Source organism: Janthinobacterium sp. SUN128, from assembly GCF_030587275.1.
Classification (GTDB): Bacteria; Pseudomonadota; Gammaproteobacteria; order Burkholderiales; family Burkholderiaceae_D; genus Janthinobacterium; species Janthinobacterium lividum.
This window is the reverse complement of the sequence record NZ_JAPWHY010000006.1, coordinates 86,666-112,654: the sequence shown is the minus strand read 5'-3', so window position 1 is coordinate 112,654 and position 25,989 is coordinate 86,666. Positions and strand designations below refer to the sequence as shown.

At 62.7% G+C, this 25,989-nt stretch carries 17 protein-coding genes; 9 read left to right on the top strand and 8 right to left on the bottom strand.

The window, feature by feature from the left end:
• Positions 1-18: 18 nt before the first annotated feature.
• The gene (locus tag O3297_RS26600) at positions 19-531 is read right to left on the bottom strand and encodes a ClbS/DfsB family four-helix bundle protein (RefSeq protein ID WP_305050912.1); all 513 of its coding nucleotides are present in this window, start codon (positions 529-531) and stop codon (positions 19-21) included.
• Positions 531-1,175, bottom strand: coding sequence for a metalloregulator ArsR/SmtB family transcription factor (locus tag O3297_RS26595; protein WP_305050911.1), 645 nt, complete (start codon positions 1,173-1,175; stop codon positions 531-533). The genes O3297_RS26600 and O3297_RS26595 overlap by 1 nt, the downstream gene beginning before the upstream one ends.
• Positions 1,176-1,234: 59 nt before the next feature.
• Between O3297_RS26595 and O3297_RS26590 the strand changes: the two genes are divergently transcribed.
• Positions 1,235-1,723 carry a DUF2938 domain-containing protein gene (locus O3297_RS26590; protein ID WP_305050910.1) on the top strand — a complete coding sequence of 163 codons (489 nt, stop codon included), beginning with the start codon at positions 1,235-1,237 and terminating at the stop codon, positions 1,721-1,723.
• Here the strand turns inward: O3297_RS26590 and O3297_RS26585 are convergent.
• Positions 1,720-4,149, bottom strand: coding sequence for a DUF3772 domain-containing protein (locus O3297_RS26585; protein ID WP_305050909.1), 2,430 nt, complete (start codon positions 4,147-4,149; stop codon positions 1,720-1,722). The genes O3297_RS26590 and O3297_RS26585 overlap by 4 nt on opposite strands.
• 268 nt (positions 4,150-4,417) lie before the next feature.
• On the opposite strand from O3297_RS26585, the gene O3297_RS26580 reads away from it, so the two are divergent.
• Positions 4,418-6,097 carry a methyl-accepting chemotaxis protein gene (locus tag O3297_RS26580; RefSeq protein WP_305050908.1) on the top strand — a complete coding sequence of 560 codons (1,680 nt, stop codon included), beginning with the start codon at positions 4,418-4,420 and terminating at the stop codon, positions 6,095-6,097.
• A 243-nt stretch (positions 6,098-6,340) separates the two neighbouring features.
• The gene (locus O3297_RS26575) at positions 6,341-7,420 is read left to right on the top strand and encodes a hypothetical protein (RefSeq protein WP_305050907.1); all 1,080 of its coding nucleotides are present in this window, start codon (positions 6,341-6,343) and stop codon (positions 7,418-7,420) included.
• 307 nt (positions 7,421-7,727) lie between these two features.
• Here O3297_RS26575 and O3297_RS26570 read toward each other — a convergent pair whose 3' ends face one another.
• The 3 genes from O3297_RS26570 to msuE form a co-directional block, all read right to left on the bottom strand.
• Complete coding sequence (locus O3297_RS26570) at positions 7,728-8,753, bottom strand: methionine synthase (RefSeq protein ID WP_305050906.1); 1,026 nt, start codon at positions 8,751-8,753, stop codon at positions 7,728-7,730.
• Positions 8,754-8,778: 25 nt separating this feature from the next.
• A complete protein-coding gene (locus tag O3297_RS26565) occupies positions 8,779-9,756 on the bottom strand; it encodes a DUF1852 domain-containing protein (RefSeq protein ID WP_070283014.1) in 978 nt (325 codons plus the stop codon).
• A gap of 66 nt (positions 9,757-9,822) precedes the next feature.
• Positions 9,823-10,404 carry an FMN reductase gene (gene msuE, locus O3297_RS26560; RefSeq protein WP_099395539.1) on the bottom strand — a complete coding sequence of 194 codons (582 nt, stop codon included), beginning with the start codon at positions 10,402-10,404 and terminating at the stop codon, positions 9,823-9,825.
• Positions 10,405-10,533: 129 nt separating this feature from the next.
• On the opposite strand from msuE, the gene O3297_RS26555 reads away from it, so the two are divergent.
• Positions 10,534-11,433: a LysR family transcriptional regulator gene (locus O3297_RS26555; protein WP_305050903.1), complete on the top strand. Its 900-nt coding sequence runs from the start codon at positions 10,534-10,536 to the stop codon at positions 11,431-11,433.
• 13 nt (positions 11,434-11,446) lie between these two features.
• The gene (locus tag O3297_RS26550) at positions 11,447-12,328 is read left to right on the top strand and encodes a methylenetetrahydrofolate reductase (protein ID WP_305050902.1); all 882 of its coding nucleotides are present in this window, start codon (positions 11,447-11,449) and stop codon (positions 12,326-12,328) included.
• A gap of 66 nt (positions 12,329-12,394) precedes the next feature.
• Here O3297_RS26550 and glmS read toward each other — a convergent pair whose 3' ends face one another.
• Positions 12,395-14,224, bottom strand: coding sequence for a glutamine--fructose-6-phosphate transaminase (isomerizing) (gene glmS / locus O3297_RS26545; RefSeq protein ID WP_034782627.1), 1,830 nt, complete (start codon positions 14,222-14,224; stop codon positions 12,395-12,397).
• A gap of 161 nt (positions 14,225-14,385) precedes the next feature.
• Between glmS and O3297_RS26540 the strand changes: the two genes are divergently transcribed.
• Positions 14,386-14,859 carry an Lrp/AsnC family transcriptional regulator gene (locus tag O3297_RS26540; protein ID WP_092609646.1) on the top strand — a complete coding sequence of 158 codons (474 nt, stop codon included), beginning with the start codon at positions 14,386-14,388 and terminating at the stop codon, positions 14,857-14,859.
• A 314-nt stretch (positions 14,860-15,173) separates the two neighbouring features.
• On the opposite strand, the gene O3297_RS26535 is transcribed toward O3297_RS26540, so the two are convergent.
• A complete protein-coding gene (locus O3297_RS26535) occupies positions 15,174-15,875 on the bottom strand; it encodes a response regulator transcription factor (protein ID WP_099395537.1) in 702 nt (233 codons plus the stop codon).
• 80 nt (positions 15,876-15,955) lie between these two features.
• Between O3297_RS26535 and O3297_RS26530 the strand changes: the two genes are divergently transcribed.
• From O3297_RS26530 to O3297_RS26520, 3 genes are all read left to right on the top strand, one after another.
• Positions 15,956-17,962: a sensor histidine kinase gene (locus O3297_RS26530; RefSeq protein WP_305050901.1), complete on the top strand. Its 2,007-nt coding sequence runs from the start codon at positions 15,956-15,958 to the stop codon at positions 17,960-17,962.
• Between the two features lie 333 nt (positions 17,963-18,295).
• Positions 18,296-24,271, top strand: a complete 5,976-nt coding sequence (locus O3297_RS26525) for a YDG domain-containing protein (RefSeq protein WP_305050900.1) — start codon at positions 18,296-18,298, stop codon at positions 24,269-24,271.
• A 4-nt stretch (positions 24,272-24,275) separates the two neighbouring features.
• Positions 24,276-25,976, top strand: a complete 1,701-nt coding sequence (locus tag O3297_RS26520) for a ShlB/FhaC/HecB family hemolysin secretion/activation protein (protein WP_305050899.1) — start codon at positions 24,276-24,278, stop codon at positions 25,974-25,976.
• Positions 25,977-25,989 lie beyond the last annotated feature (13 nt).

The window sequence follows — 25,989 nt, the reverse complement described above, 5'->3', positions numbered from 1 at the left end:
AGCCTGCCGGTCGGCTTGCTACAAGGTCTTCAACCAGGCCCGCAAGCGCGTGCGCGCATTCGCATACGGCGACGCCGTGTTGAACTGGATCATGCGCCCCATCGTGTAATGCGTGTACCAGGGCTGGCCATACAATTGCGCGTCGTCGTGCGCCTCGACCAGCGCCAGCAGCTGGTTCTTCGCCTGTTCCAGGCGCTGCAGCAAGTCATCCATGCCCAGTTCAGCATAGTCCGCATAGAAGCGCTGCGCCAATTTTCCCAGAGCGTTCCACGTGAAACCTTCTGCCGGGAAGGCGATGTCCTCGATGCGTTTGCCGTCACGCAGCTGCGCGTGCCAGTGCAAGACCAGCTCGTTCCAACCCACCAGATAGGCGAGCAGGTCACACACGCTCATGCGCGTGCCCGCCACTTGTCCTTCCAGCACGGGCTCCCGCGCCAGCGCGGGCGGCACGCGTGCCAGCTCCTGCATCAATTTTGCATACGTGCTGTTGATGGCCTCGATGAGTTCCTGCTTGCTGTCGGGGATCGCCATCACGCCGCCCGGCTCACCGGCAAACCAGCCGCCTGCCAGTCATCGTAGCCGCTGCCGAGACGGCGCGCATGCAAGCCGTGCTGGCGCAGGGCCGCCACGGCCTGCACGGACAGCACGCAATACGGGCCGCGGCAATACGCGGCGATCTCTGCGTTCGCGGGCAATTCGCCAAGGCGGCGCTGCAAGTCATCAAAAGGAATATTGATCGCACCGGGCAAGTGGCCGGCAGCGAATTCCTGCGCGGGCCGCACGTCGAGCACGGTGATGCTGGCTTCGTGCATGCGTTCCAGCAACTCGTCACCCGTGAGCGCTTCCACGTGGTCGCCCCGGCTCAGCGCCTGCAGTTCGCTGCGCTGATGCTGCGCGTACACGTCCAGCGCGGCCAGCAGCTGCACGATGGGACCGCTGCCGAGCCGGTACAGCACGCGCTTGCCGTCGCGCCGCGCCTGCACGAAACCGGCGCGCCGCAACTGCTGCAAATGCTGGGACGTATTCGCCACGGACAAGCCCGTCAACTCCACCAGCTGCTCCACCGCATATTCGCCATGTGCGATCTGCTCGAGCAGGCGCAATCGCGGCGCGCTGCCTAAAATATGGGCAAACCCGGCGGAACCGGTGAGAAATTCGATATCGGCATTTTTCATTGACACGATGCTAGCACCCTTATAACATTCAAGCAATTAATTGAATGTTAGGAGCGGCAATGCAAATACTCTGGCTCGATGCGCTGGCCATCGGCGTGGGCGCGACGGCGGTGATGGATGTGTGGGCGGTGGCGTTAAAACGCTACTGGTGCATTCCTTCGCTGAACTTTGCGATGGTGGGGCGCTGGCTGGGCCATCTGCCGCGCGGCACGATCACGCACACCAACATCGCCCAGGCGGCGCCCGTGCCCGATGAAGCCATCCTGGGCTGGACGTTTCATTATGTGATCGGCGTGCTGTTTGCGGCCGTGCTGCTGGCGCTGGTGGGAGAGGAATGGGTGCAAGGGCCGACGTTCGCGCCGGCCCTGCTGGCGGGTGTGCTGAGCGTGGCCGCGCCGTTTTGCATCTTGCAGCCGGGCATGGGCGCCGGCCTGGCCGCCAGCAAGACGCCGCATCCGACGGCCGCCCGCCTGCGCAGCCTGATGGCCCACACGGTGTTCGGCATCGGTCTGTACCTGACGGCGCTGCTGTGGTCGACGGTCCGCTAGGAGGTCAGCGGCGGCACGGGAGCCGGTGCCGGTGCGGCTGCCACCGCCGACATGGCCGGTGCCTCCGGCTGGGCCGGCACCGTGCTCAGCACCATCGTGCTGGGCTTGGCGATCGCGATATGCGCCTCGTCCAGGCGCTTGAGCAGTTCGAACAGCAGCGCGCTGCGGATGCCCGACGTCAAGCGCGGCGACGAGGCAAAGCCGGTGGCGTTGAACAGCAACAGGCCATTGTCGATGCCATCGAGCTGCACGCTGGGCGCCGGCGTGTCGAGCACGTCGGGATTGTCGACAAAGACGGACAGGATCAGCGCGCGCGCCGCCTGCGCATCCGTGCCCAGCGGCAGCGGCAGCTTGACCTGCACCAGGCCCAGCGGATTGGCCAGGGTCACGTTGCGCACCGTCTTGGTAATGAATTCCGAGTTCGGCACGATCACCGTGGAACGGTCGCCCAGTTGAATTTCCGTGGCGCGCACGTTGATGCGGCGAATGTCGCCCTCCACGCCACCCAGCGACACCCAGTCGCCCACTTTCACAGGACGTTCGGCCAATAAAATCAGGCCGGAAACGAAGTTCTGCACCACCGCCTGCAAGCCAAAACCGATACCCACCGACAAGGCTGACGCCACCCACGCGATGCGTTCCAGGCCGATGCCGGCCGCCGACAGGGCCAGCGCCACGGCCAGCACGCCGCCGATATAGCCGAACAAGGTGATGAACGACACTTGCATGCCCGTATCGAGATTAGTGGTCGGCAAATAACTGTTTTGCAGCCAGCGCTTGAACAGCCCCAGCGCAACAAAACCAACGAGCAGCACCAGCAGGGCCTGGATCAGCGCGGCAGGGCGGATCGCCACCTCGCCGATGGCCAGGCCATCCTGCAGCTTGCCGACCCGCTGGAACAGCTCGCCCGGACCTTCACCGAACGGCGCCAGCAGCAGCATCAGGGCCAGCAGCACGACGATGGCGCGGCCGATACCCGACAGCAGCACGGCCGCCTGGTCGCGCGCCTTGGGCGTGGCCAGTACAGGATGGGCCGCGTCCGGCGGCGGTGGCGTGGAGGCCAGCAGCATGCAGATATCGTCCACCAGTACCATCAGCAGATAGGTGCTGCACACCACCACGATGACCCAGGCGATTTGCTTGGCGACAAAGCTGCCGAACGCCACATAGCCGATCAACAAGCTGATGACGCTTGACGCCAGCGCCAGCCACAACAGCACCGTGACGCAGCGCAGCCACAGGGGCGTGACCAGGGTAGCGGGATCGGCCTCGCGCAACTGGCGCCAGCAGCGCTCGGCGCGCATCAAGCCATAGGCGATGGTCGTGCTCATCACTAGGGCGACGATGCAGTTGACGGCCACAGCCGTCGACAGGCCCGCATTGATGACGATGGTGACCCGTTCCGTCGCCCACACGAGCACGACGATGAAGGAAAACATCGACGGGAAGTTGCGCATGCGGTGCGCCAGCGCATCGGGCAGGGGCAGCAGACGCCACGACACGCGGCGCGGCGACAGCAGCGCGTGGCCGAGTCCCGCCGTAAAACCGGCAAAGCAGATGATGCCGATCAAGCTGCTGAGGAAAGTCGAGGTTTTTTCGGACAGGCCGCCCTCCCAGCGCAGCCCCATGGCCAGCAATTCCGCCACCAGGCCCGGCGTGGCCAGCGCCAGCACCAGCACGGCCAGCGCATGCAGGGAACGGCGCAAGCGGCCGTGCGGCACGCGCGTGGACGTCACCACCAGCAAGTAGCGCGAAGCCCAGACGCTGGCGCCGATCACGGCCACGATGGCAGCCAGCAAGCCGCCCCAGGCCGACCACGGCGTGGCGCCTGCCGCATTCGCCAATTCCAGCTCCAGCGCACGCAAGCGCTGCAGGTTCTGCGGCAATTCCGCATGCAACTGTTTCCAGAACGAACCGGCGAGTATCGAAGCCGTGCGCTCGCCCAGGCGCGCCTGCAACTGGGCGCGGCGCACCGTCGACACCTGTTCCGAGGCCTGCGTCGCTTCCACGGCCAGCAGGCGCGCCAGTTTGACTTGCGCATCGAGCGCGCTGCTGGTGCGGTCCAGCTGGCTGCGCTGCGCCGCCACGTCGGGCGCATCTTTCGTACCCGCCGCCGGCTTGCCCAGCTCGGCCAGCCGCGCCTGCACGCTGGAGAGCGTGGGCGCGAGCGCATCGGCCACCTTGTCCGCCTCGGCGCTGGCCGCCAGCGCATCAGCCCGCATCTGCGACAGGGTCGCATCATCGAGCTCAGCCTCGCCATCGAGCGCCTTCTGGATACCGGTGATCTGCTTGCGCAAGCCATCGAGACGCTGGTCGGCCGTGGCGGCGTCATCGACAGGCTGCGACCAGGCGGGCGGCGGGGCCAGCGAGCACGCCAGCAGCAAGGCCAACAGGAAGGGGAAGAAACGGAGACGGAAAGAAGTCATGCGGACCTATGGCTGGAAATGAGAAAAACGGCCGGATTGGCAGCAGCGCCAGTCATGGCGTGCTGCCCGGCAGGTGCCTGCCAATATAGCTGAAAACGCGGGCAAGCCGCAGGACAGGCGGAACTGGCGTGTGCCCCGGGGAGAAACTAGGCATATTGCCCTATGGAAATATCATTCAAAAAGGTCTAGGATCGTCGTCCGCTTGGCGGCGCGGCAGCCATCTGCACGCCGCCGACCTTTTCACCACTCCCTCCGTATTGAGACAGCCATGAAGTTTTTATCCCACCTGACCATCGGCACACGCCTCGCCACAGGCTTTGGCACCATCGGCGCCATGCTGATCATCATCTCTTGCCTGGGCATCGCCATGCTGGGCAAGATCAACGAGGGCACCGGCCATATCGTGCATGACAGCATGCCCAAGATCGAGCTCGCCAACAGCGTGTCGGCCAACATCAACGATATCGCCATTGCGCTGCGCAACATGATGCTCAGCGCCGATCCGGCCGACCAGCGCAAACAAACGGACGCCATCCTGGCTGCGCGCCAGGCGGCGGCCGGCAATCTCGGCAAGCTCGCGAACATGCTCGATTCCGACCGAGAGCGCGCGTTGCTGGCCAAGATGAACGACGCCAACACCCGCTACGCGCAGGGGCAGGAAGCCTTGCTTGAACTGATCCGTAGCGGCACGCCGGACGACAGCAGCGCCTACCTGTACGGCCAGCTGCGTCCCGTATTGCTCGTCTATAAACAGTTGATTGCTGAACAGATCAGCTTGCAAAATACCCTGGCCAACACGGCGGGCGACAACGCCAATGCCACTTATGCCAATACGCGCACCTTGCTGATCGGCATGTCGCTGGCGGCACTGGCCATCGCCGCGGCGTTGGCGTATGGCATCACGCGCTCGATCACCGGCCCCGTCACCACGGCGCTGCAGGTGGCCAACACGGTGGCCGCAGGCGATTTGCGCAGCCAGATCACCGTGCATTCGCGCGATGAAATGGGACAACTGTTGCAGGCACTCAAGCGCATGAACGACAACCTGGCGCAAACGGTGGGCACGGTGCGCGCCGGCACGGAAACGATCGCCTCGGCCTCGTCCGAAGTGGCGGCGGGCAGCCTGGACCTGTCTGCGCGCACGGAGCAGCAAGCCAGTTCGCTGGAAGAGACAGCGTCATCGATGGAAGAGCTGACCTCGACCGTCAAGCAGAATGCCGACAATGCGCGCCAGGCGCACGTGCTGGCCGACACGGCTTCCGGCGTGGCGCAGCGCGGCGGCGCCGTCATCGCGCAAGTGGTGGCGACCATGCGGCAAATCGATGCTTCGTCGAACAAGATTGCCGACATCATCGGCGTCATCGATGGCATCGCCTTCCAGACCAACATTCTGGCCTTGAACGCGGCCGTGGAAGCGGCGCGCGCGGGCGAGCAGGGCCGCGGCTTTGCCGTCGTGGCCACGGAAGTGCGCAGCCTGGCGCACCGCTCCGCTGCCGCGGCCAAGGAAATCAAGACCCTGATCGACGACTCGACCCAGACCGTGGCGGCGGGCAGCGAGCTCGTGCATCAAGCCGGCAACACCATGAGCGACCTGGTCGACAGCGTGCGCCGCGTTACCGACATCATGGAAGAAATCACCTCGGCCAGCGCGGAACAGACGGCCGGCATCGAGCAAATCAACCAGGCCATCAGCGAGATGGACAACGTCACCCAGCAAAACGCGGCCCTGGTGGAAGAATCGGCGGCCGCCGCCGCTGCCATGCAGGAGCAGGCGGCTACGTTGGCGCAGGTGGTGAGCGCCTTCAAGCTGGAAGCCGGCGCACCGGCAAGCAAGCCGGCAATCGCCGCGACAACCGTACCGCGCCAGCAAGCCGTCGCCCTGCGCGTGCCGGCCGCCAGGAAAGCTGCCCGCGTTGATCCTGCGCCGTCGGACTGGGAAGAATTCTGACCAGGAGAGTCACGCGAGATTGCTAACCAGCTCCGCCGCAAAATGCCAGTCTGACCTAGGCTAAGGCGCGGTGGACATGCCAGGAAAAATCTGAACTGCGTCACTCGCCAAATTCACGCCCTAGGTACTGCGCCACCGGACAAGACACACAGCTGAGGCACAAAACTTTTTGTGAGATTCGGTGAGGTTTAAACGTGCGCTGAACTGAGAAAATGCTTCTTTCCCATACTGGAGTGACTCGCTTTGAAGATATTGAATAATTGGCTGACTACTCCCCGTAGCCGCTTGCTGTTTCTTGTTGCAATCATGATCGGTATCCTCATAGCCTTGAAGCTTGCGCAAGGAACTGTCTGGCAAGCGCGCATTGCTGGCCTGCTTGTAGGTGCTATCAGTGCTTACTTGTTTTGGAGGTTCTGGGGCCATTGGAAGACGTTAAGGTTCCAATTAATGCGTAAGGAGATGCATGTCATCAAAGCGTGGCGCAAATTTTTTCATATTAGTCCCATCGTAAAGGCTTTCCATTTACTCGCGTTCGCGTTCTGTTTCCTGAGTGTCGCGGTGGGCATTGTCATAGGCATCAATGAGTCCAAGCCTGTTCTGTGGGTCGTCGGGTTCATTTTAGCGTTGGCCGGCATCTGCGAGATGACGACGCAGGCCACAAGACTGCTGAAGAAAGCGTGGAGCCCTATCCTCGGCAAAGTGCTGGCGATCTCCGTTGGCGTGGCGATTACCGTCATCGCCCTTTCACGAGCAAAACAGCTTATGCACTCCTTGTCACCAATTGACGCAAAGTACATGGTCGAATTTGCAACATTAGTCACTGCCTTTTACTTGCCCATGGTGTTTATCACAGCCGTGGGTGTTGGGATGGCAATATATGCTTCATGCCAATTGCTAGTCTTGACGATTTTTACTGTTTATAGCAATCTGATGATGCAATCAAGCGCAGTGTTAGGTGAAAATTTTATTAAAAGACAGCAAATGTTTTGGTACAGAATAAAGGAGGGAAAACGCCCACCTGGAAAGATACTTCCACCCCGAAAATTCTTATCCCAGCTTGAGATTTCGATGCTGATGTCACCGCTGTCAAAGATCGTCCTCGCATGGATGCTAGTGCAAGGTGTTGATGCTTCCACTACATCGTTTCCCTCGATGGCATCATGGTTGAAGACCCAAATAGTGGCTATTGAGTATCGATCGGGCAGTGCTTGCAAGAATATCGATAAGGGGCTAGGAGTCGTCTACATGGATGACGGAAATGTTTCTGTTGCTCGACCTGGTAAGGATGGATACACCTTTAATGTCGAAGCGTGTCAGTTTTGATCGAAAGTGGAAAGCCGATGGCGTAAGGCTGGCGGCGACGCTGGCAGCCAGCCTATCAATGGATGAGTCTTTTAAAGAAAAGGACTCCAACTCATGTGAAAGTTTAAGTCCCCCTACGCCCGCCTACCTTGCAGTAGGCTGGATTCAGAGGAAGTTCTCCCCTTGAGCATAACGCGATCAATGCACAGCAATAAAACGCCTCTGTTTGCAGCCTGCACGGCACATCTGTCAATAAACAATACAGTGGCACACAATGCCGCTCAATACGGCAAGGCAAACCTCGGCTGTTCGGTATTTCCCCCGCCGCCTAGGAGATTTCTCTGCGGATGATGTCTGCGCCTGCACTGAGCGCATTGAGTTTGCCTCTGGCTACGTGACGAGACAAGGGCGCCATGCCGCAGTTGGTGCTCGGGTAGAGTTTGTCGGCATCGACAAAGCGCAGCGCCTTGCGCAGGGTGTTGGCCACTTCCTCCGGCGTTTCAATGGTGTTACTTGCCACGTCGATGGCCCCGACCATCACTTTTTTGCCGCGTATGAGTTCAATCAGGTCGATGGGAACACGCGAGTTGTGGCATTCCAGCGAGATGATGTCGATATTCGATTTCTGCAGCTTGGGGAAAGATTCCTCGTATTGACGCCATTCGGACCCCAGCGTATTTTTCCAGTCCGTATTGGCCTTGATGCCGTAACCATAGCAAATATGCACGGCCGTTTCGCACTTGAGCCCTTCGATCGCCCGCTCCAGGGTGGCAATCCCCCAGTCATTCACCTCATCAAAAAAGACGTTGAACGCGGGTTCGTCAAACTGGATGATGTCGACGCCGGCCGCCTCCAATTCCCGGGCTTCCTGGTTGAGGATCTTGGCAAATTCCCAGGCCAGCTTTTCGCGGCTCTTGTAGTGACTGTCATACAGCGTATCGATCATCGTCATCGGACCTGGCAGGGCCCATTTGATCGGCTGCGTGGTTTGCTGGCGTAAAAACTTGGCGTCTTCAACAAACACCGGCTGCGGGCGGCTTACCGCGCCAACGACGGTCGGCACACTCGCATCATAGCGGTCGCGGATTCTGACGGTCTCGCGTTTGTCAAAATCGACGCCGCTCAGATGCTCGATGAACGTGGTGACAAAATGCTGACGGGTCTGCTCGCCATCGCTGACAATATCGATCCCTGCCTGCTGCTGTTCCTGCAGTGACAAACGCAAGGCATCCTGTTTGCCCTCGATTAATTCCTCGTCCTGCAATTTCCACGGCGACCAGAGTTTTTCAGGTTGGGCAAGCCAGGAAGGTTTCGGCAAGCTGCCGGCGGTCGAGGTAGGCAATAATTTTTTCATGGTGGTGATTTCGTGTGTTGGTTGGTCAGAGAGCGTAGCTGGCAGTCCACTGTTCAAGGACATTTTTGTATGGCTTGATGAAATGCTCTTCCGTATATTTGCCCTGCTTGACTGCCAGCTGGCTGCGCTCTTCCCGGTCATAGACAATCTGCGTCAATGAATAGTCCTGGTTCTTCAGGCTCGGCTGATACGACTTGCCTGCCGCCGAATTGGCGTTGTAAATCTCGGGGCGGTAAATCTTCTGGAACGTCTCCATCGTGCTGATGGTGGCGATCAGCTCAAGATTGGTGTAGTCGCCAAGCAGGTCGCCGATGAAATAAAACGCCAAGGGGGCGGCGCTATCTGGCGGCATGAAGTAGCGAACCTGCATGCCCATTTTTTCAAAATATTGATCCGTCGAGGAAAATTCATTTTGTTGATACTCGACGCCCAATACGGGATGCTGATTCCCCGTCCGGTGATAGACCTTGCTGCTCGAGGCGCTGATGCAAATGACAGGCGGCTTGCTGAAGCGCTCTTTGTACGTATGTGATTTGACAAAGTGCCGGAACAGCTTGCCATGAAAATCGCCGAAATCGTCGGGAGCGGTGAAGGTGGATTGATTGTTGTTATGCTCAGGCAGCAGCACGCTGAAGTCGTAATCGCGCACGTAGGAGGAGAAATTATTCCCCGCGATCCCATCGATGCGCTCACCGGTTTTTTTGTCGATAACGGTCGGTTTCAATATCTCGATCAACGGGATATTACTGCCTTCGACATCAATATTCAGCTCCACCGAGATGATTTCAAGCTCTACCGAATAGCGGTCGCCATTCGGGTTGTCCCAATGCGCCAGGTTGTTGAAGCGGTTGTCTATCATCCTCAGGGTATTGCGCAGGTTTTCCTGGCGACTGTTTCCCCGGGCCAGATTGGCAAAATTGGTCGTCAGGCGCGTATTGTCCGATGGATGATAGTTTTCATCGAAAACAATGCTCTTGATACTGAATATAAAATCTTTGCTCATGGTGATCTGGTGTCCTGATTTTTTGCGAATAATGTATGTGTTGATGGCTGAGCGTCGTGATGCGTATCAGGCTGCGACCAGCTCTTCAGCAGTGGCAGATCTCGCATGGCGCGTCAAGTCGAGCAACGGCAATGCCCGTTGCACCGCCAGTGTGGCCCGCTGGATCAGGGCTTCGTCCTGCAGGCGGTAGTCGAGGAAATCCTTGTCGGTCGCATACACACCCAGCGGTAATGTGCGTGCCTGGAAAAAGCTGAACAGCGGCCGCAACTGGTGGTCGATCATCAGGGCATGGCGCTCGCTGCCGCCGGTGGCCGCCAGCAGGACCGGCTTGTCGATCAAGGCGTCCTGGTCAATGAAATCGAAGAAGTGCTTGAACAGTCCCGTGTACGCGCCACGGTAGACCGGTGTTGCCACCACCAGGATGTCGGCTTGCTCGACCGCTGCAAGTTCCCGCTCCACAGTCTCGGGCAGGTGGGAGCGCCAGACCGCACCGGCAAGCTGCGGTGCGAGCTGGCCCAGTTCGACCAGGCGTTGTTCGCACAGCACTTCATCGGCGATCAGGTCCATCAGGTGCTCGGCCAGGGCTGCTGCCTTGGAAGGGCGTTGCAGCCCGCCGGAAACCGCGACTAAACGAAGTGGACGTGTCATGTTTGCTTTCATGTAGATGGATGCGCCAGGGCCGTAAAAGTGCAGGCAACAAGGGAATCGATGATAGCGGCGGGAATCGATGAAGTATAATGGTCTTATTTCATACATCCATGAACATGGCTCATCTCAATGCTTGAACGCATCCACCTCAGCATCGTCCAGCAGGTCGAGAAACAAGGGTCGCTGACGGCCGCCGCAGGCGTGCTGCACCTGACCCAGTCGGCCCTGAGCCACAGCATGAAGAAACTGGAACAGCAACTGGGCACCGACGTCTGGCTGCGCGAAGGGCGCAATCTGCGCCTGACGCAGGCCGGCCAGTATCTGCTGGCGGTGGCGAACCGGGTGCTGCCGCAACTGGACCTGGCCGAAGAGCGCCTGGGCCAGTTCGCGCAGGGCGAGCGCGGTGCGCTGCGCATCGGCATGGAATGCCACCCTTGCTACCAGTGGCTGCTGAAGGTGGTGTCGCCGTATCTGGCCGCATGGCCCGACGTGGATGTGGACGTCAAGCAAAAGTTCCAGTTCGGCGGGATCGGCGCGCTGTTCGGCTACGAAATCGACCTGCTGGTCACGCCCGATCCGCTATACAAGCCTGGGCTGACATTCGAGCCCGTGTTCGACTACGAGCAGGTGCTCGTCGTGGCCAAGGGCCATGCCCTGGCGTCGGCGGCCTATGTGCAGCCCCAGCAGCTGACCCGGGAAGTGCTCATCAGCTACCCCGTGGACATCGAGCGCCTGGACATCTATAACCAGTTCCTGCTGCCGGCCGGTGTCACGCCCAAGCGCCACAAAGCCATCGAAACCACCGACATCATGCTGCAGATGGTGGCCAGCGGCCGCGGCGTGGCCGCCCTGCCGCGCTGGCTGGTCGAGGAATACGCGGCCAAGATGGACGTGGTGCCTGTGCGGCTGGGTGTGCACGGCATCGCCAAGCAGATTTTCCTGGGGGCACGCGAGACGGACACCGCCATCGACTACGTGCGGGCCTTCATCGCACTGGCGCGCCAGCCTGCCAGCACCAGTGCGCAGTGACCGCAGCGACGCCATGGGTCATCTCTTGATGCATCCCGCTCAGCTCAGGGCCGCTGGCAACATCACGCACGCGTATTCCCTGGAAGTCAGTGCAAAGGACATGCCTGCATTGAACGCGGCGGCGCCGCGGATAGCGCCCGCGTCCACCATTGCCATTCCCTACCTGCCGCGCGAGGATAACGACGCGCGGCTGGCCGCGGCGCGGACCGTGCGCAGCCTCGGCTTTGAACCCATGCTGCACTTGTCTGCGCGCCGGATTGCCTCGCTTGCCGAGTTTGAGTCGTTCATCCAGCGCGCGGTCGCCGAAGCGGGCGTCGAGCGCTGCTTCGTGATCGCTGGCGATCCATCCACCGCGATGGGGCCGTTTTCCGACAGTGCCGCACTGATCGACACAGGCATTTTCGAGCGCTCGGGCATGCAGGTGATCGGCGTGGGTGGCCACCCGGAAGGCCATCCGGTCATGAGCACGGCCGAACAGTGGGAGGTGCTTGAACGCAAGTGCGACAGCATCGGCAAGCGGGGCATGGCGCCCTTGATCGTCACGCAGTTTGCGTTTGATGCCGACATCGTGTTGACGTGGCTGAAAGCGCTGCGCGAGCGTGGCATTGACCATCCCGTGCGCGTGGGCGTCCCGGGCCCCGCGAGCATCGCGGTGCTGGCCCGTTATGCCGCCATGTGCGGCGTCAGCGCCTGCGCATCGATGTGGTCCAAGTACGGCGTGTCCATCGGCAAGCTGTTCGGCACGGCAGGACCGGATCTGTTTGTCGATCGCCTGGCCAATGGCCTGACCGAAGCACATGGCGAGGTCAGCCTGCATTTCTTTCCCTTTGGCGGCATCGCACAATCCGTGAAGTGGATAGAGCAGTACCGTGCTCGCACCGGCCCAGGCCTTTGAGCATCCGGTGTGACGAGCGCCTCTCTGGCGGCACCACGCTGCCAGAGAAAGGCGCAATCCGCCTGCTTACTCCACCGTCACCGATTTGGCCAGATTGCGTGGCTTATCCACATCCGTGCCGCGTGCCAGCGCCGTGTGATACGCGAGCAATTGCAGCGCGACCACGTGCAGGATCGGCGACAGGTCGCCGTAGTGCTCGGGCAGGCGGATCACGTGCAAGCCTTCGCCGGAGCTGATGCGCGAATCGACGTCGGCGAAGACGTACAGCTGGCCGCCGCGGGCGCGCACTTCCTGCATGTTCGACTTCAGCTTTTCGATCAGGGCGTCGTTCGGCGCGATGGTGACGACGGGCATTTCATTCGTCACCAGGGCCAGCGGGCCATGCTTCAGTTCGCCGGCCGGATACGCTTCGGCGTGAATATACGAGATTTCCTTCAGCTTCAGCGCGCCTTCCAGGGCGATCGGGTAATGCATGCCGCGGCCCAGGAAGAGGGCGTTTTCCTTGCGGGCGAACTCTTCGGACCAGGCGATGATCTGCGGTTCCAGCGCCAGCACGGAAGCGATGGCGACGGGCAGGTGGCGCATGGCTTTCAGGTGCGCCGCTTCCTGTTCTTCGCTCAAGTGACCATTGACTTGCGCCAGGCACAGGGTCAGCAGGAACAGGCCGGCCAGCTGCGTGGTAAACGCTTTGGTGGAGGCCACGCCCACTTCCACGCCGGCGCGCGTGATGTAGGCCAGGGCGCATTCGCGCACCATGGCGCTGGTGGCCACGTTGCAGATAGTCAAGGTGTGCTGCATGCCCAGGCTGCGCGCATGTTTCAGGGCGGCCAGGGTGTCGGCCGTTTCGCCGCTTTGCGAAATGGTGACGACCAGCGTGTTCGGGTGCGGCACGCTGTCGCGGTAGCGGTATTCGCTGGCCACTTCCACGCTGACGGGCACTTTGGCGATCGATTCGATCCAGTACTTGGCCGTCATGCCCGCATACGAACTGGTGCCGCAGGCGAGGATCAGCACGCGGTCGATCTGCTTGAAGATTTTATAGGCGTCGTCGCCGAACAGTTCCGGCATGATGCCCGTCACGCCTTCGAGCGTGTCGCCGATGGCGCGCGGCTGTTCAAAAATTTCCTTCTGCATGTAATGGCGGTACGGGCCCAGCTCTGCCGCGCCCGTGTGCGCATGCACGGTTTTCACTTCGCGCTCGACGGGCTTGCCATCGACGTCGACGATCCAGCAGCGCGACAGTTGCAGGTCGACCACGTCGCCTTCTTCCAGGTAGATGATCTGGTCCGTGGTGCCGGCCAGCGCCATGGCATCCGACGCGACAAAGTTTTCACCATTGCCCAGGCCGACGATCAGGGGCGAGCCCTGGCGCGCGGCGACCACGCGGTGCGGTTCGTCGCGGCAGAAGACGGCAATCGCATACGCACCGTCGAGGCGTTTCACGGCCTGTTGCACGGTTTCAAATAAATCGCCGTTGTACATGTGCTCGACCAGATGGGCGATCACTTCCGTGTCCGTCTGGCTCTGGAAGACGTAACCGAGGGCCGTCAGTTCGGCGCGCAGTTCGTCGTGGTTTTCGATGATACCGTTATGCACCAGCGCCACGCGGGCGTTCTCTTCCGTTGGGGAAAAGTGCGGGTGGGCATTGAACGAGACAGGGGCGCCATGCGTGGCCCAGCGCGTGTGGGCGATGCCCGTAAAACCGCTCAAGCCTTCTTCAGCGATCTGCTTTTCCAGCTCGGCCACGCGCGAGGTGGAGCGCGAACGCTGCAGACGGCCATCCGCATGCAGGGCGATGCCGCAGGAATCGTAGCCGCGGTATTCCAGGCGCTTCAAGCCTTCGACCAGGATGGGAGTGATATTACGTTGCGCTACCGCGCCGACGATGCCGCACATGGAAACCTCTGTCTAAAATTTAATCAATGCACGCATGCTAATGCAGAGTGAATGAAATATGCTTTCTAAATCCGTGTATTTTTGACTGAATATTTCACACTCATTTTGCGATGAAATATTATTTCATTTAGAATCGATTTATTTTCCAATTCATCACAATCATGAACGATAGCAACATTACCCTCGACGAGATCGATCGTCGCATCCTGAACGCCCTGCAAATTGATGCGTCGCAAACCAACAGCGAGCTGGCCCAGGCGGTGCACGTTTCGGCGCCCACCTGTTTGCGGCGGGTCAAGCATTTGCGGGAAAGCGGCGTCATCGAGCGGCAAGTGGCCATCGTCGCGCCGCAGCTGGTGGGCGCGCGCCTGACGGCCATCGTGGAAATCACGCTCGACGTGCAGGCGGCGGAACGCATGGCGGAATTCGAACAATTGGTAGCGCAGGAACCGGCTGTGCTGCAATGCTACCGCGTCTCGCCCGGGCCCGATTTCGTGCTGATGGTGCAGGTGGCCGACATGCCCGCCTATCACGCGCTGGCGCACCGCCTGTTCGCCGCGCACGCGAATGTGCGCAACGTGAAGAGTTATTTTTCCACGTTCCGCAGCAAATTCGAGACGCGCATCGCCGTGTGATTCATCGATTGTATTTGTCCACTGCTTGCCCACCGCTTGCCCACAGATTTATACGGTGCTTTTCCACCGCTTATGCCGCACTTGCCCACAGGCTTATACACAGGGGTGACGAGGGCTGGCGATGGCAGGCGGGCAGGGGGAGTGAGGCAGGCGCCACCGTCACCTGGCCCGCGCGTTGCCGCAGCAGCATGAAAAGCATGTAAAGATGTGGCAAGGCAAACTTGTGCACCGGCTACACACAGCTTGCCAACAAGTTGCGAGCCTACTTATCGACAGGCTTATCCACAGCTCTTTCGCGGCGGCAGGCGGGAAACTCAGGGGCGCACTTCGGCGTCCGCATAGAAGCGGTAGCCGGCATTGCGGGCGGTATTGATGGGCAAGGCCAGGCCCGCCGCCTGTTCCGCCTTGCGGCGCAAACGGCTGATCTGGGTATCCAGGCGGCGCTGGTCGTAGCTGAGAAAATCCTCGCCCAGCGATTGCACGATTTGCTGGCGGCTGACGATGCGTTCCGGCTCGGCCATCAGCACGTGCAGCACGGTAACGTCCTGTTGCGACAGCGCAATAGCGCCACAGCCGGGCGGCAAGAGGCGGCGCGGTCCCAGTTCCAGCACCCACGCCGTGGCGGGCGGCGGCACGGCGGCGGGCAGGGGCGCGCCGAGGCGCCGTGCCAGCGCGCCCAGGGTGGCGGCCAGTTCGTCCAGGTCGGCGCTCTTGGGCAGGTAGTAATCGGCACCACCGCCCAGTCCGTTGACCTTGTCCTGCGTCGCCCCGCGCGCCGTAAACACGACGATGCCGATGGGCAGTCCCTGCTCGCGCAAGGCGCGCACCAGCACCATGCCTTCGCCATCGGGCAAGCCGAGGTCGATGATGGCAATGCGGTGCAGGGCCGGCGTGTAGCAGGCATGGAAGGCGGCCAGGTCGGCCACGGCGCTGACGCGGTAACCGCAATCGCCGAGAAACTCGGTCAGCTCGTGGCGCAGCACGGCTTCGTCTTCAAGCAGGATGAGGTTCAACATGGCGCAAGGATAACCGATCGCCGTGGGGCCGGGAAGTTGTCTTTCTGACTGCCCCGATGGCCGTGGTAAGCTGCCTCGCCATGAAAATCCTGCTCGCCATTTGCCTGTTGTTCGCCACCCTGTTCCCCCACACTGCAGCAGCAGTGACCGTGCCTGCGCCGCTGCTGCTGCCGGCCAGCGGGCAACCCGTGTCCGCCAGCGGCCACCTGCAGATGCTGCGCGATGCCACGGGCAGGCTGGGCCCCGATGCGGCACTGGCGGCGCCCGGCTGGCGCACCTTGCCCGGCGCCGTCAGCGCCGGCTACACGCAGGACGCGGTCTGGCTGCGCCTGGACGTGACACGCGCGGCGGCCGCCCCCGATGAATGGGTCCTGCGTTTCAGCAACGCAGTGCTCGACGATGTACGGTTATACCGCTGGGATGCGGCGGGCCACTGGATCTTGCAGCAGGCGGGCGCCGACGTGGCGCGCAGCAACTGGCCCATCGATGCGCGCCAGGTGGTGTTTCCGCTGCGCCTGCAAGCCGATACGCCACAGCGCTGGCTGGTGCGCCTGCACAGCAAAAAGGCCATGTCCACCGAACTGACCTTGTTGCCCGGCACAACGTTCGACGACGTTTCGCGCCGCGAATACCTGTACTACGGCTTGCAGTTCGGCACTTATTTGCTCTTGATCCTGTTCCATATCTTTTTCTGGCGCATGACGCGCGAAGCCCACAGCGGCTGGTATCTGCTGTACGTGCTGACGAATGCCACGACGGAAGCCTTGACGATCGCCATTCCCCAGCAAATCTTCAACATGCCGAACTGGCTGTCCGATCCCATGCTGGGCGTGTCGATGGCGATGTCCATCGCCGTTGGTGCGCGTTTTTCCACCTTGCAACTGGAACTGCCCGCCCTGTCTCCCCGCTTCAGCCGCGTCGTGGTTGGCTTGACGGCCGCTGCCGCGCTGTGCGGTGCGCTGCTGGTGCTGCATGGCGACTATGCCGCTGGCGTGCTCGTCGTGCAAATGACGGCCTTGCCATTGATCGTGCTGTTCATCGCCCTGGCCAGCTGGCTGGCGCTGCGCGGGCATCGTCCGGCGCATGCCTTCCTGTTTATCTTCGGCATCTTTTACGCGGGAGTAGTGATCAGTTTCCTGCGCAATATGGCCATCGTGCCACCGAACTTCTGGACCAACCACGCGGCCACCCTGGGTGCCTTCGTGCACATGATGCTGATGAGCCTGCGCCTCAACCGCCGCTACGCCGAATTGCGCCGCGCCAAGGACCGGGCGCAAGCGGAGGCGGTCAGCGCCGTGCGCGCCCTGAATGAACGCCTGGAAGAGCAGGTGGCGCTGCGCACCGTGGCGCTGCGGCAGGAAATCGGCCGGCGCGCCGCGCTCGAGGGCGAATTGCGCGCCGCGCTGGAAGTGGAAACCCGCACCCGCGAAGAACAACAGGATTTCGTTGCCATGGTGTCGCATGAATTCCACACGCCATTGGCCATCATCAATACCACGGCCCAGCAAATTGCCCGCAACGCGGACGCGCCACGGGAAAAAACCTTGCAGCGCTGCCAGAACTTGCGCGAAGCCAGCGGCCGCATGACGGCGCTGGTGGATGAATACCTGAGCGCCGACCGCATGGAAACGAGCGCGGCAACCTTCCGGCCCCTGCCGTGCGACTTGCCCGCCCTGCTGACGGCCGTGCTGGCCGAGTGGCCGCCGGGCCGCATCGAGGCCAGTGTGCAGGCGCTGCCCGCCAGCGCCGTAGTCGATGCCAGCCTGCTGCGCGTGGCCCTGCGCAACCTGCTCAGCAATGCCGACCGGCACGCGCCGCAAGCCCTGGCGATCCGCGTACAGGCCGGCACGCTCGAGGACGGCCACGTGCAGATTGCCGTCAGCAACGACGGCGAGCCGCTGCCTGCCGATGAAATCCCGCGCCTGTTCCAGAAATATTTCCGTGGCCGCATCGCCCAGCACAAGCCCGGCGCCGGGCTGGGCCTGTATCTGGTGCAACGCATCGCCGCATTGCACGGCGGCCAGGTCACGCTGGCCAGCGCCGGCAACGACGGCACCATCAGTTTCGTTCTGCGCCTGCCCGTCTGACTCTCTCCTGCATTCCCGACTAAATCAGTCGGGAATCGCTCAGGTTTGCTCAATTTTAAATTTCTCCGTTCTGATATCTTTCCGCTCAGAAATTTTTGTAGCTTTTTATAACGATCGTATCTAAAAAAGCAACAAATACAGCCGCTAACGGACGCCGTCCACGCACAGCACAGGGAAAACATGTATCACAACCAACTCGCCAGCCACCGCACCGGCCACTCCTTGTTCGCGCCGCGTTCCTGACCCGTTCTTTCCCCACTTCCCGTTTGCGCCAGCCCGGCCATGCCCGCTGACGCGCGGGCGTTTCCCCATTCATCTCAACAAGGACATCGCATGCACCGTCACGGATCGTTGAATCACATCTACCGCCTCGTCTGGAGCCACGTCTTGAACGCCTGGGTCGCCGTCGCGGAAACCTCGCGCGGACGCGGCAAGGGCAGCCGCCGCAAACTGGCCGCGGCAGCGGCCGCCATGACGGCGCTGGCGCTGGGAGGGCCGGCGCAGGCCGCGCCCACGGGTGGGCAAGTCATGGCAGGCACGGCCAGTATCAGCCAGCAGGGCAACAGCACCACGATCAGGCAATCGAGCCAGCAGGCAGCGCTGAACTGGAACAGTTTTAACGTGGGCGCGAATGAAACCGTCAACTTCGTCCAGCCCTCGGCTGGCGCGCTGGCCGTCAACCGCATCTTCGACAGCAATGGCACGCAAATTCTCGGCAGGGTCAACGCGAATGGCCAGGTGTACCTGATCAATCCGAACGGCGTGCTGTTCGGCCGCGGCGCGCAAGTCAATGTGGGCGGCCTGGTGGCCTCGACGCTCGACGTCGACAACGCCAGCCTGGGCGGCGCTAAGCATGCGTTTAGCGGCAATGGCACTGGCCAGGTCGTCAATGAAGGCACGCTGCGCGCGGCCGACGGCGGCTATGTCGCCCTGCTGGGCCGGCAAGTGAGCAACCACGGCAGCATTGCGGCCCGCCTCGGCACGGTCGCCCTGGGCGCCGGCAGCGCCGCCACCCTGAGCTTTGACGGTGCGCGCCTGCTGCAGTTGCAGATCGACCAAAGCACCCTGAACAACCTGGCCGAGAACGGCGGCCTGATCCGCGCCGATGGCGGCCAGGTGCTGATGAGCGCAGGTGCCCGTGATTCGCTGCTGGCCAGCGTCGTCAACAACACGGGCGTCATCGAAGCGCGCGGCGTGGAACAGCGCGACGGCAGCATCATCCTGCTCGGCGGCATGAGCGCCGGCATCACCCATGTGGCCGGCACCCTGGACGCCAGCGCCGCCGCTGGCGGCAATGGCGGCTTCATCGAAACGAGTGCCGCCCACGTGAAGATCGGCAACGACGCCCGCATCAGCACGGCAGCACCGTCGGGCCGCGCCGGCACTTGGCTGATCGACCCGGTCGACTTCACCATCGCCGCCAGCGGCGGCGACATCAGCGGCGCCGCCCTGACGAACAATCTGCGCAACGGCAATGTGGTCATCCAGAGCACGCAAGGCAGCCGCGGCACGGCGGGCGACGTGCACGTCAACGACCAGGTCAGCTGGTCGGCCAACCAGCTGACCCTGAACGCGCAGCGCAACATCAATATCAATGCCAACCTGAACGGTTCCGGCACGGCCAGCCTGGCGCTGGAATACGGCCAGGGCGCTGCTGCCGCCGGCAACACGGCCGTGTATCAGCTGGGCAGCGGCGCGCAGGTGAGTTTGCCCTCCGGGCAAAACTTCAGCACCAAACTGGGCGCGGACGGCGTGCGCACCAACTACACGGTGATTACCACCCTGGGAGCAGCCGGCAGCGTCACTGGCACCGACTTGCAAGGCATTAATGGCAAGCTGGATGGCAATTATGTGCTGGGCGCAAATATCGACGCCTCCGCCGCAGCCAGCTGGCAGGCCGGCTGGAGCGTTGGCTTCGCACCACTCGGCGGCGACACGGGTTTTAGCGGCGTGTTCGATGGGCTCGGCCACTCGATCAATCAACTCAGCATGCGAGCCTCGCGCAACCAGGGCAGCGGCCTGTTTTCCATCACCACCAAGGATGCCCTGATCCAGAATGTGGGCTTGAATGGCGGCAGTATCTGGGCCACGTATGTAGCGGGCGGCCTGGTCGGCACAAACGCAGGCACCATCCGCAACAGCTATGCTGCGCTCGACGTCGACAGCTACTCCGTCAGCGGCGGTCTGGTGGCGCGCAACAATGGCAGCATCGATAATAGCTACGCCACCGGCACCGTCAGGAGCCAGGCTCAGACAGGTGGCCTGGTCGGCAGCAATAACGGCAGCATCAGCAACAGCTATGCCGCGGGAAGCGTGGCGGGCCAGACTTATATTGGCGGCCTGATTGGCATCAACTGGGGCAGTGTCGACACCAGCTTCGCCACGGGCCGCCTGGTCCTCACCAGTGGCGGCAACGGCGTCGGCGGCCTGATTGGCAGTAATGCCTATTCCAACAAGGTCAGCAACAGTTTCTGGTCCATCAGCGGCACTGGCCAGGCCAGCTCGAGTGGCGGCACCGGCCTGACGGATGCGCAAATGCGCACGGCCAGCAGTTTTACGGGATTCAATTTCACCACCACGCCTGGCGCAACGGGCAACAACTGGGTGCTGGTCAACGTGGACGGCGGTCTGAACAATGCCGGTGGCGCGGCCGGCGCCACATATCCGATGCTGGCATCCGAGTACTCGACCACCATCCAGAATGCCCACCAACTGCAATTGATGGCCATGGCTCCAGGCGCCGCGTATGTGCTGGGTAGCAACATCGACGCCAGCGGCACGGCGAACGGCAAGGATGTCTGGGGCGGCACCGGCTTCGTTCCCGTCGGCACGCGCCATAACGCGTTCACAGGAAGCCTGGATGGCCAGGGCCATACCATCAGCGGCCTGTATATCAACCGCCCCAGCGACGACTATGCGGGCCTGATCGGCTATACAGACAGGACTTCGCTCATCAGCAATATCGGCCTGCTCGGTGGCAGCGTCAACGGCACCTTCGCCGTCGGCAGCCTGGTCGGTTCGAATGCAGGTTTGGTCAGCAATAGCTACGCAACGACGACCGTCAACGGGGAAAGCAGTGTCGGTGGCCTGGTAGGCGAGAATTTCGACGGCACCATCAGCGCCAGCCATGCCAGCGGCACCGTCAGCGGCAGCAGTGGCAAAGTGGGGGGCTTGGCCGGGCAGAATAGCGGCAGCATCATCGACAGCTATGCCAGCGGCAATGCCAGCGGCTTGCGCAATATCGGCGGCCTGGTAGGGGATAATCGCGGCTATGATGGTGCTGTCGCCACCGTGCGCGGCAGCTATGCCAACGGCAATGTCACGGCCACCGAAGACAATGCGGGCGGCCTGGTCGGCTACAACAAGAGCGGTACGATCGCCGACAGTTACGCCAGCGGCGCGGTGAGCGGTGACCGCGATGTGGGCGGCTTGCTCGGTTACAATTCCCGCTCGACCGATAGCGTCAGCAACAGCTACGCGACGGGCGAGGTGCACGGCAATGCCAGCACGGGCGCCCTGGTCGGCTACAACGCGGGCGTGGTACGCGACAGTTTCTGGCGCGGCGAGTCCCTGGCAGCCGGCATCGCCGAGAACGAAGGCACGCTGAGCAATGTGCGCGGCCTGAGCGCTGCGCAGATGCGTTCGCAAGCCAGCTTCGACGGCTGGGACATGGCGTCCACCGCCGGCAGCCATGCCATCTGGCGCATCTATGAAGGCCAGACAGCGCCGCTGCTGCGCAGCTTCTTGACCGCCCTGACCGTCACCTCGGATGCTGTCAGCAAGACTTACGATGGAAAAAGTTATGCGGGCGGCCTGTCCAATGCCCGTTATTCGGTCGCTGGCGCTGCCGGTTCCGGGCAAATCTTTTCCTCAAACAATAGCCTGTACGGCGCCATCCGCGATGCCGGTCTCTACAACGCCGTCGGCACCTACCTGTATTCCGGCCAACAAGGGTATGACATCGATCTGCAGGCGGGCGCCCTGACGATCAACCGGGCCGTCATCAGTCTGAACGGCACGCGCACCTATGACGGCAGCGCCAGCATGGCGGCCGGTCTGCTGACACTGAACGGCCTGGTGCAAGGCGAGAACCTGCTGCTGTCGGGTAGCGGTATCCTCGACAACAAAAACGCGGGTGGAAAAAAGGCCATGGCCAACGGCACGCTGGCGCTGGCGGACGGCAGCACGGGCCAGGCCAGCAACTACACCTTGGAGGGCGGCAAGCATAGCGCCACCATCAACCGCGCCACGCTGTATGTGCAGGGCGTGGGAGCGGCCAATAAAGTCTATGACGCTGGCACGGGCGCCACCCTGACGGGCAAGGCCGGCGTGCTAGCGCTGGGCGATGACCAGCTCAGCGTAACCGGAGGCACCGCCCATTTTGCCGACAAGAACGCCGGCATGGGCAAGACTGTCACCCTGAGCGGCTTTACCTTGCAGGGCGCGGATGCGGCCAACTATGTGCTGGTGCAGCCGAACAACGTCACGGCCGACATCGGCAAGGCCAGCGTGGTGATCACTGGCGTGGCCGCGGCGAATAAAGTCTATGACGCCACCACCGGCGCCACCTTGACGGGCAAGGCCAGCGTACAAGCGCTGGGCGGCGACCAGTTGAGCGTGGCCGGCGGCGTGGCCCGCTTTGCCGACAAGAACGCAGGCCAGGGCAAGAACGTCATCATTGATGGCTACAGCCTGCAGGGTGCGGATGCGTCCAACTATGTGTTGGTGCAACCGAACAACGTCACGGCCGACATCGGCAAGGCTAGCGTCACCGTCGCTGGCGTGGCTGCCGCAAACAAAGTGTATGACGCCACCACGACCGCCACACTGACAGGCAAGGCTAGCGTGCTGGCGCTGGGCGACGATGAACTGCGCGTCGCCGGCGGCAGCGCATCTTTTGCCGACAAGAACGCCGGCAGCGCCAAGACTGTTACCCTCGACGGCTTTATCTTGCAGGGTGCGGACGCGGGCAACTATGTGCTGGTGCAGCCGGGCAAGGTCACGGCCGACATCGGCAAAGCCAGCGTGGTCATCACTGGTGTGGGAGCGGCGAATAAAGTCTATGACGCTACCACCGGCGCCACCCTGACGGGCACGGCCAAAGTAACGGCGCTGGGCGACGACCAGCTTGACGTGACGGGCGGCAATGCCCGCTTTGCCGACAAGAACGCCGGCAGCGCCAAGACTGTTACCCTCGACGGCTTTGCCTTGCAGGGCGCGGACGCCGGCAACTATGACCTGACGCAACCGGGCAAGGTTACGGCCGATATCGGCAAGGCCAGCGTGGTCATCACTGGCGTGGCTGCGGCGAATAAAGTCTATGACGCCACCACCGGCGCCAACCTGACGGGCACGGCCAAAGTAACGGCGCTGGGCGATGACCAGCTTGGTGTGACGGGCGGCAATGCCCGCTTTGCCGACAAGAACGCCGGAACAGGCAAAACCGTCACCGTCGACGGCTTTGTCTTGCAAGGCGCGGATGCGGCCAACTATGTGCTGGTGCAACCGAACAACGTCACGGCCGACATCGGCAAAGCCAGCGTGGTCATCACTGGCGTGGCTGCGGCGAATAAAGTCTATGACGCCACCACCGGCGCCACCCTGACGGGCACGGCCAAAGTGACGGCGCTGGGCGGCGACGAATTGCGCGTGACGGGCGGTACGGCATTCTTTGCCGACAAGCATGCCGGCAGCGCCAAGACCGTCATCATCGATGGCTACATCTTGCAAGGCGCGGACGCGGCTAACTACACCATCGTGCAGCCGGGTAACATCACGGCCGATATCGCCAAGGCCAGCTTGCTGTACACGGCCACGGCTACCAGCCTGACGGGTGGCCGCACGCCCGATGGCTTGAGCGGCAAGGTCAGCGGCTTGCTGGGCGGCGATACACTGGCCGATGCCACCAGCGGCACCCCGGCCTGGACCAGCCCGGCCACGGCCAGCAGTCCGGCTGGCAATTACGCCATCACCGGCAGCGGCCTGGCTTCCAACGACTATGCCTTCGTACAAGCCGAGGGCAATGCCGGCGCCCTGACCCTGACGTCGGCCAGTCTGCCGCCGCCGGCCCAGGCAGCCGTGGCGCAACTGCAGGCGCAAGTGCTGGGCAGCTTTGCCGATACGCGTCCCGGCACGCTGGCGGCCGCGCCCACCATCACCGTCACGCAGACGGATGGCCCGGCCGGCACGGCTGCCGCCAGCAATGCCTCGCCAAACACCACCATGCAGATCGGCAGCCGCGGCCCGGCCCTGCAAGTCGTCCTGGGCGGCGTCAAGCTGCCCGCCAACATGCTCAACGTAAATCAATAACACCATGACACATTCATCGACTCCGCGACACCTGCTGCAACAACCGTTGCTGTCCCTGCTGCTGCTGGCCTTCGCGCCATGCGCCGCCGCCCAGACCACCCCGGTCGTGCCCGACGCGGGCGCCATCCTGCGCCAGTTGCAACCGGCCACGCCCGCCAACGCGCCCCCCGGCGCGCCGGCGCTGCGCATCGAACAGAAAGAGGGCGCGCCGCTGCCCGCCAGCGTGCCATTTCTCGTCACGCAGATCGACATCAGCGGCAATAGCGCGTTCGACACGGCCACCTTGCAGGCGCTCATCGCCAGCGCCCACGGCACGACCCTGTCCCTGGAGCAACTGGGCGAACTGGCGGCCCGCATCACCGGCTACTACCGCGCCCATGGCTATCCGCTGGCGCGCGCCATCGTGCCTGCCCAGACCATCCGCCAGGGCATCGTGCGCATCGAGGTCCTCGAAGCGCGCTATGGCCAGGTGGGCATCGCCAACCAGAGCGACGTCAGCGACGCCTTGCTGAATGCCACGCTGGCGCCGCTGCAAGCGGGCCAGACCATCAGCCAGGCGGAAATCGACCGCAGCTTGCTGTTGCTGTCCGACATACCGAACGTGGCCATCACGGCCACGCTCAAGCCCGGCACCGAGGTCGGCAGCTCCGACCTGCTGGTCGATGCCTGGTCCGGTCCGCGCATGGCTGGCGCTGCCTTCCTCGACAACAATGGCAACCGTTACACGGGCCGCGCCCGCCTTGGCGCCACCGTGTACCTGTACAACCCGCTGCACCAGGGCGACGTGGCCAGCGCCAGCGTGCTCAGCTCGGGCAAGGGCATGTCGTATGCGCGTCTCGGCTATGACCTGCTGCTGAACGGCGCCGGCACGCGCGCCGGGGTGGCCATGTCCGCCTTGCGCTACCGCCTGCAAGGCGCCATGCGCCCGCTGGAGGCGCATGGCACGGCCCAGGTCGCCAGTGGCTGGCTGCGCCATCCGCTGCTGCGCAGCCGCGATGCGAACATGTCCATCCAGCTGCAATATGATCAGGTGCACTTGCGCGACCGTATCGACGCCAGCGCCATGCACAGCGACCGCCGCCTGGACAACTTGAGCGCGACCCTCGGCGGCGACGTGCGCGATGCTGCCCTGGCCGGCGCCATCACCAGCTGGAGCGTGGCCGCGACAGCCGGCAAGCTCGACATCACCGACCCGCTGGCGCGCCTGAACGACGCGTTCAGCGCACGCAGCCATGGCAATTACGCGAAATGGAACGTCAACCTGTCGCGCCTGCAAAACCTGGACCAGCGCAATGCCGTGTATCTGACCGTCGCCGGGCAGTGGGCGGACGGCAACCTCGACTCGTCCGAAAAGATGAGCGTGGGCGGGCCGTACACGGTGCGCGCCTATGACGTGGGCGCGGCAGCTGGCGACCTCGGCTATTTTGGCAGCGCGGAATGGCGGCATGAACTCAGCGCCAGCGAAGCGGGACAATGGCAAGCCGTGGCCTTCGTCGACAGCGCGCGCGTGACGGTCAACCAGCAGCGCTGGACGCCAGGCCCGAACAGCGCGCGCCTGCACGGCGCCGGACTGGGCGTGAACTGGGCGGGCGGGCAGCAGTGGAATGCCCGCGCATACGTCGCCAAGCCCATCGGCGGCACGCCAGTCCTGCTGGCGGCGCGCAGTTCGGCCCGCCTGTGGGTCGAACTGAATCGCCGCTTCTGATGCGGCAGCAACA

Bases quoted from the DNA above. Each gene is read 5' to 3' on its own strand.
- O3297_RS26540 (WP_092609646.1), top strand. From the start codon at position 14,386: ATGAACGATAGCAACATTACCCTCGACGAGATCGATCGTCGCATCCTG.
- msuE (WP_099395539.1), bottom strand. From the start codon at position 10,404: ATGACACGTCCACTTCGTTTAGTCGCGGTTTCCGGCGGGCTGCAACGC.
- O3297_RS26520 (WP_305050899.1), top strand. From the start codon at position 24,276: ATGACACATTCATCGACTCCGCGACACCTGCTGCAACAACCGTTGCTG.
- O3297_RS26550 (WP_305050902.1), top strand. From the start codon at position 11,447: ATGGGTCATCTCTTGATGCATCCCGCTCAGCTCAGGGCCGCTGGCAAC.
- glmS (WP_034782627.1), bottom strand. From the start codon at position 14,224: ATGTGCGGCATCGTCGGCGCGGTAGCGCAACGTAATATCACTCCCATC.
- O3297_RS26600 (WP_305050912.1), bottom strand. From the start codon at position 531: ATGGCGATCCCCGACAGCAAGCAGGAACTCATCGAGGCCATCAACAGC.
- O3297_RS26530 (WP_305050901.1), top strand. From the start codon at position 15,956: ATGAAAATCCTGCTCGCCATTTGCCTGTTGTTCGCCACCCTGTTCCCC.
- O3297_RS26595 (WP_305050911.1), bottom strand. From the start codon at position 1,175: ATGAAAAATGCCGATATCGAATTTCTCACCGGTTCCGCCGGGTTTGCC.
- O3297_RS26565 (WP_070283014.1), bottom strand. From the start codon at position 9,756: ATGAGCAAAGATTTTATATTCAGTATCAAGAGCATTGTTTTCGATGAA.
- O3297_RS26535 (WP_099395537.1), bottom strand. From the start codon at position 15,875: ATGTTGAACCTCATCCTGCTTGAAGACGAAGCCGTGCTGCGCCACGAG.
- O3297_RS26590 (WP_305050910.1), top strand. From the start codon at position 1,235: ATGCAAATACTCTGGCTCGATGCGCTGGCCATCGGCGTGGGCGCGACG.
- O3297_RS26570 (WP_305050906.1), bottom strand. From the start codon at position 8,753: ATGAAAAAATTATTGCCTACCTCGACCGCCGGCAGCTTGCCGAAACCT.
- O3297_RS26525 (WP_305050900.1), top strand. From the start codon at position 18,296: ATGCACCGTCACGGATCGTTGAATCACATCTACCGCCTCGTCTGGAGC.
- O3297_RS26585 (WP_305050909.1), bottom strand. From the start codon at position 4,149: ATGACTTCTTTCCGTCTCCGTTTCTTCCCCTTCCTGTTGGCCTTGCTG.
- O3297_RS26580 (WP_305050908.1), top strand. From the start codon at position 4,418: ATGAAGTTTTTATCCCACCTGACCATCGGCACACGCCTCGCCACAGGC.
- O3297_RS26555 (WP_305050903.1), top strand. From the start codon at position 10,534: ATGCTTGAACGCATCCACCTCAGCATCGTCCAGCAGGTCGAGAAACAA.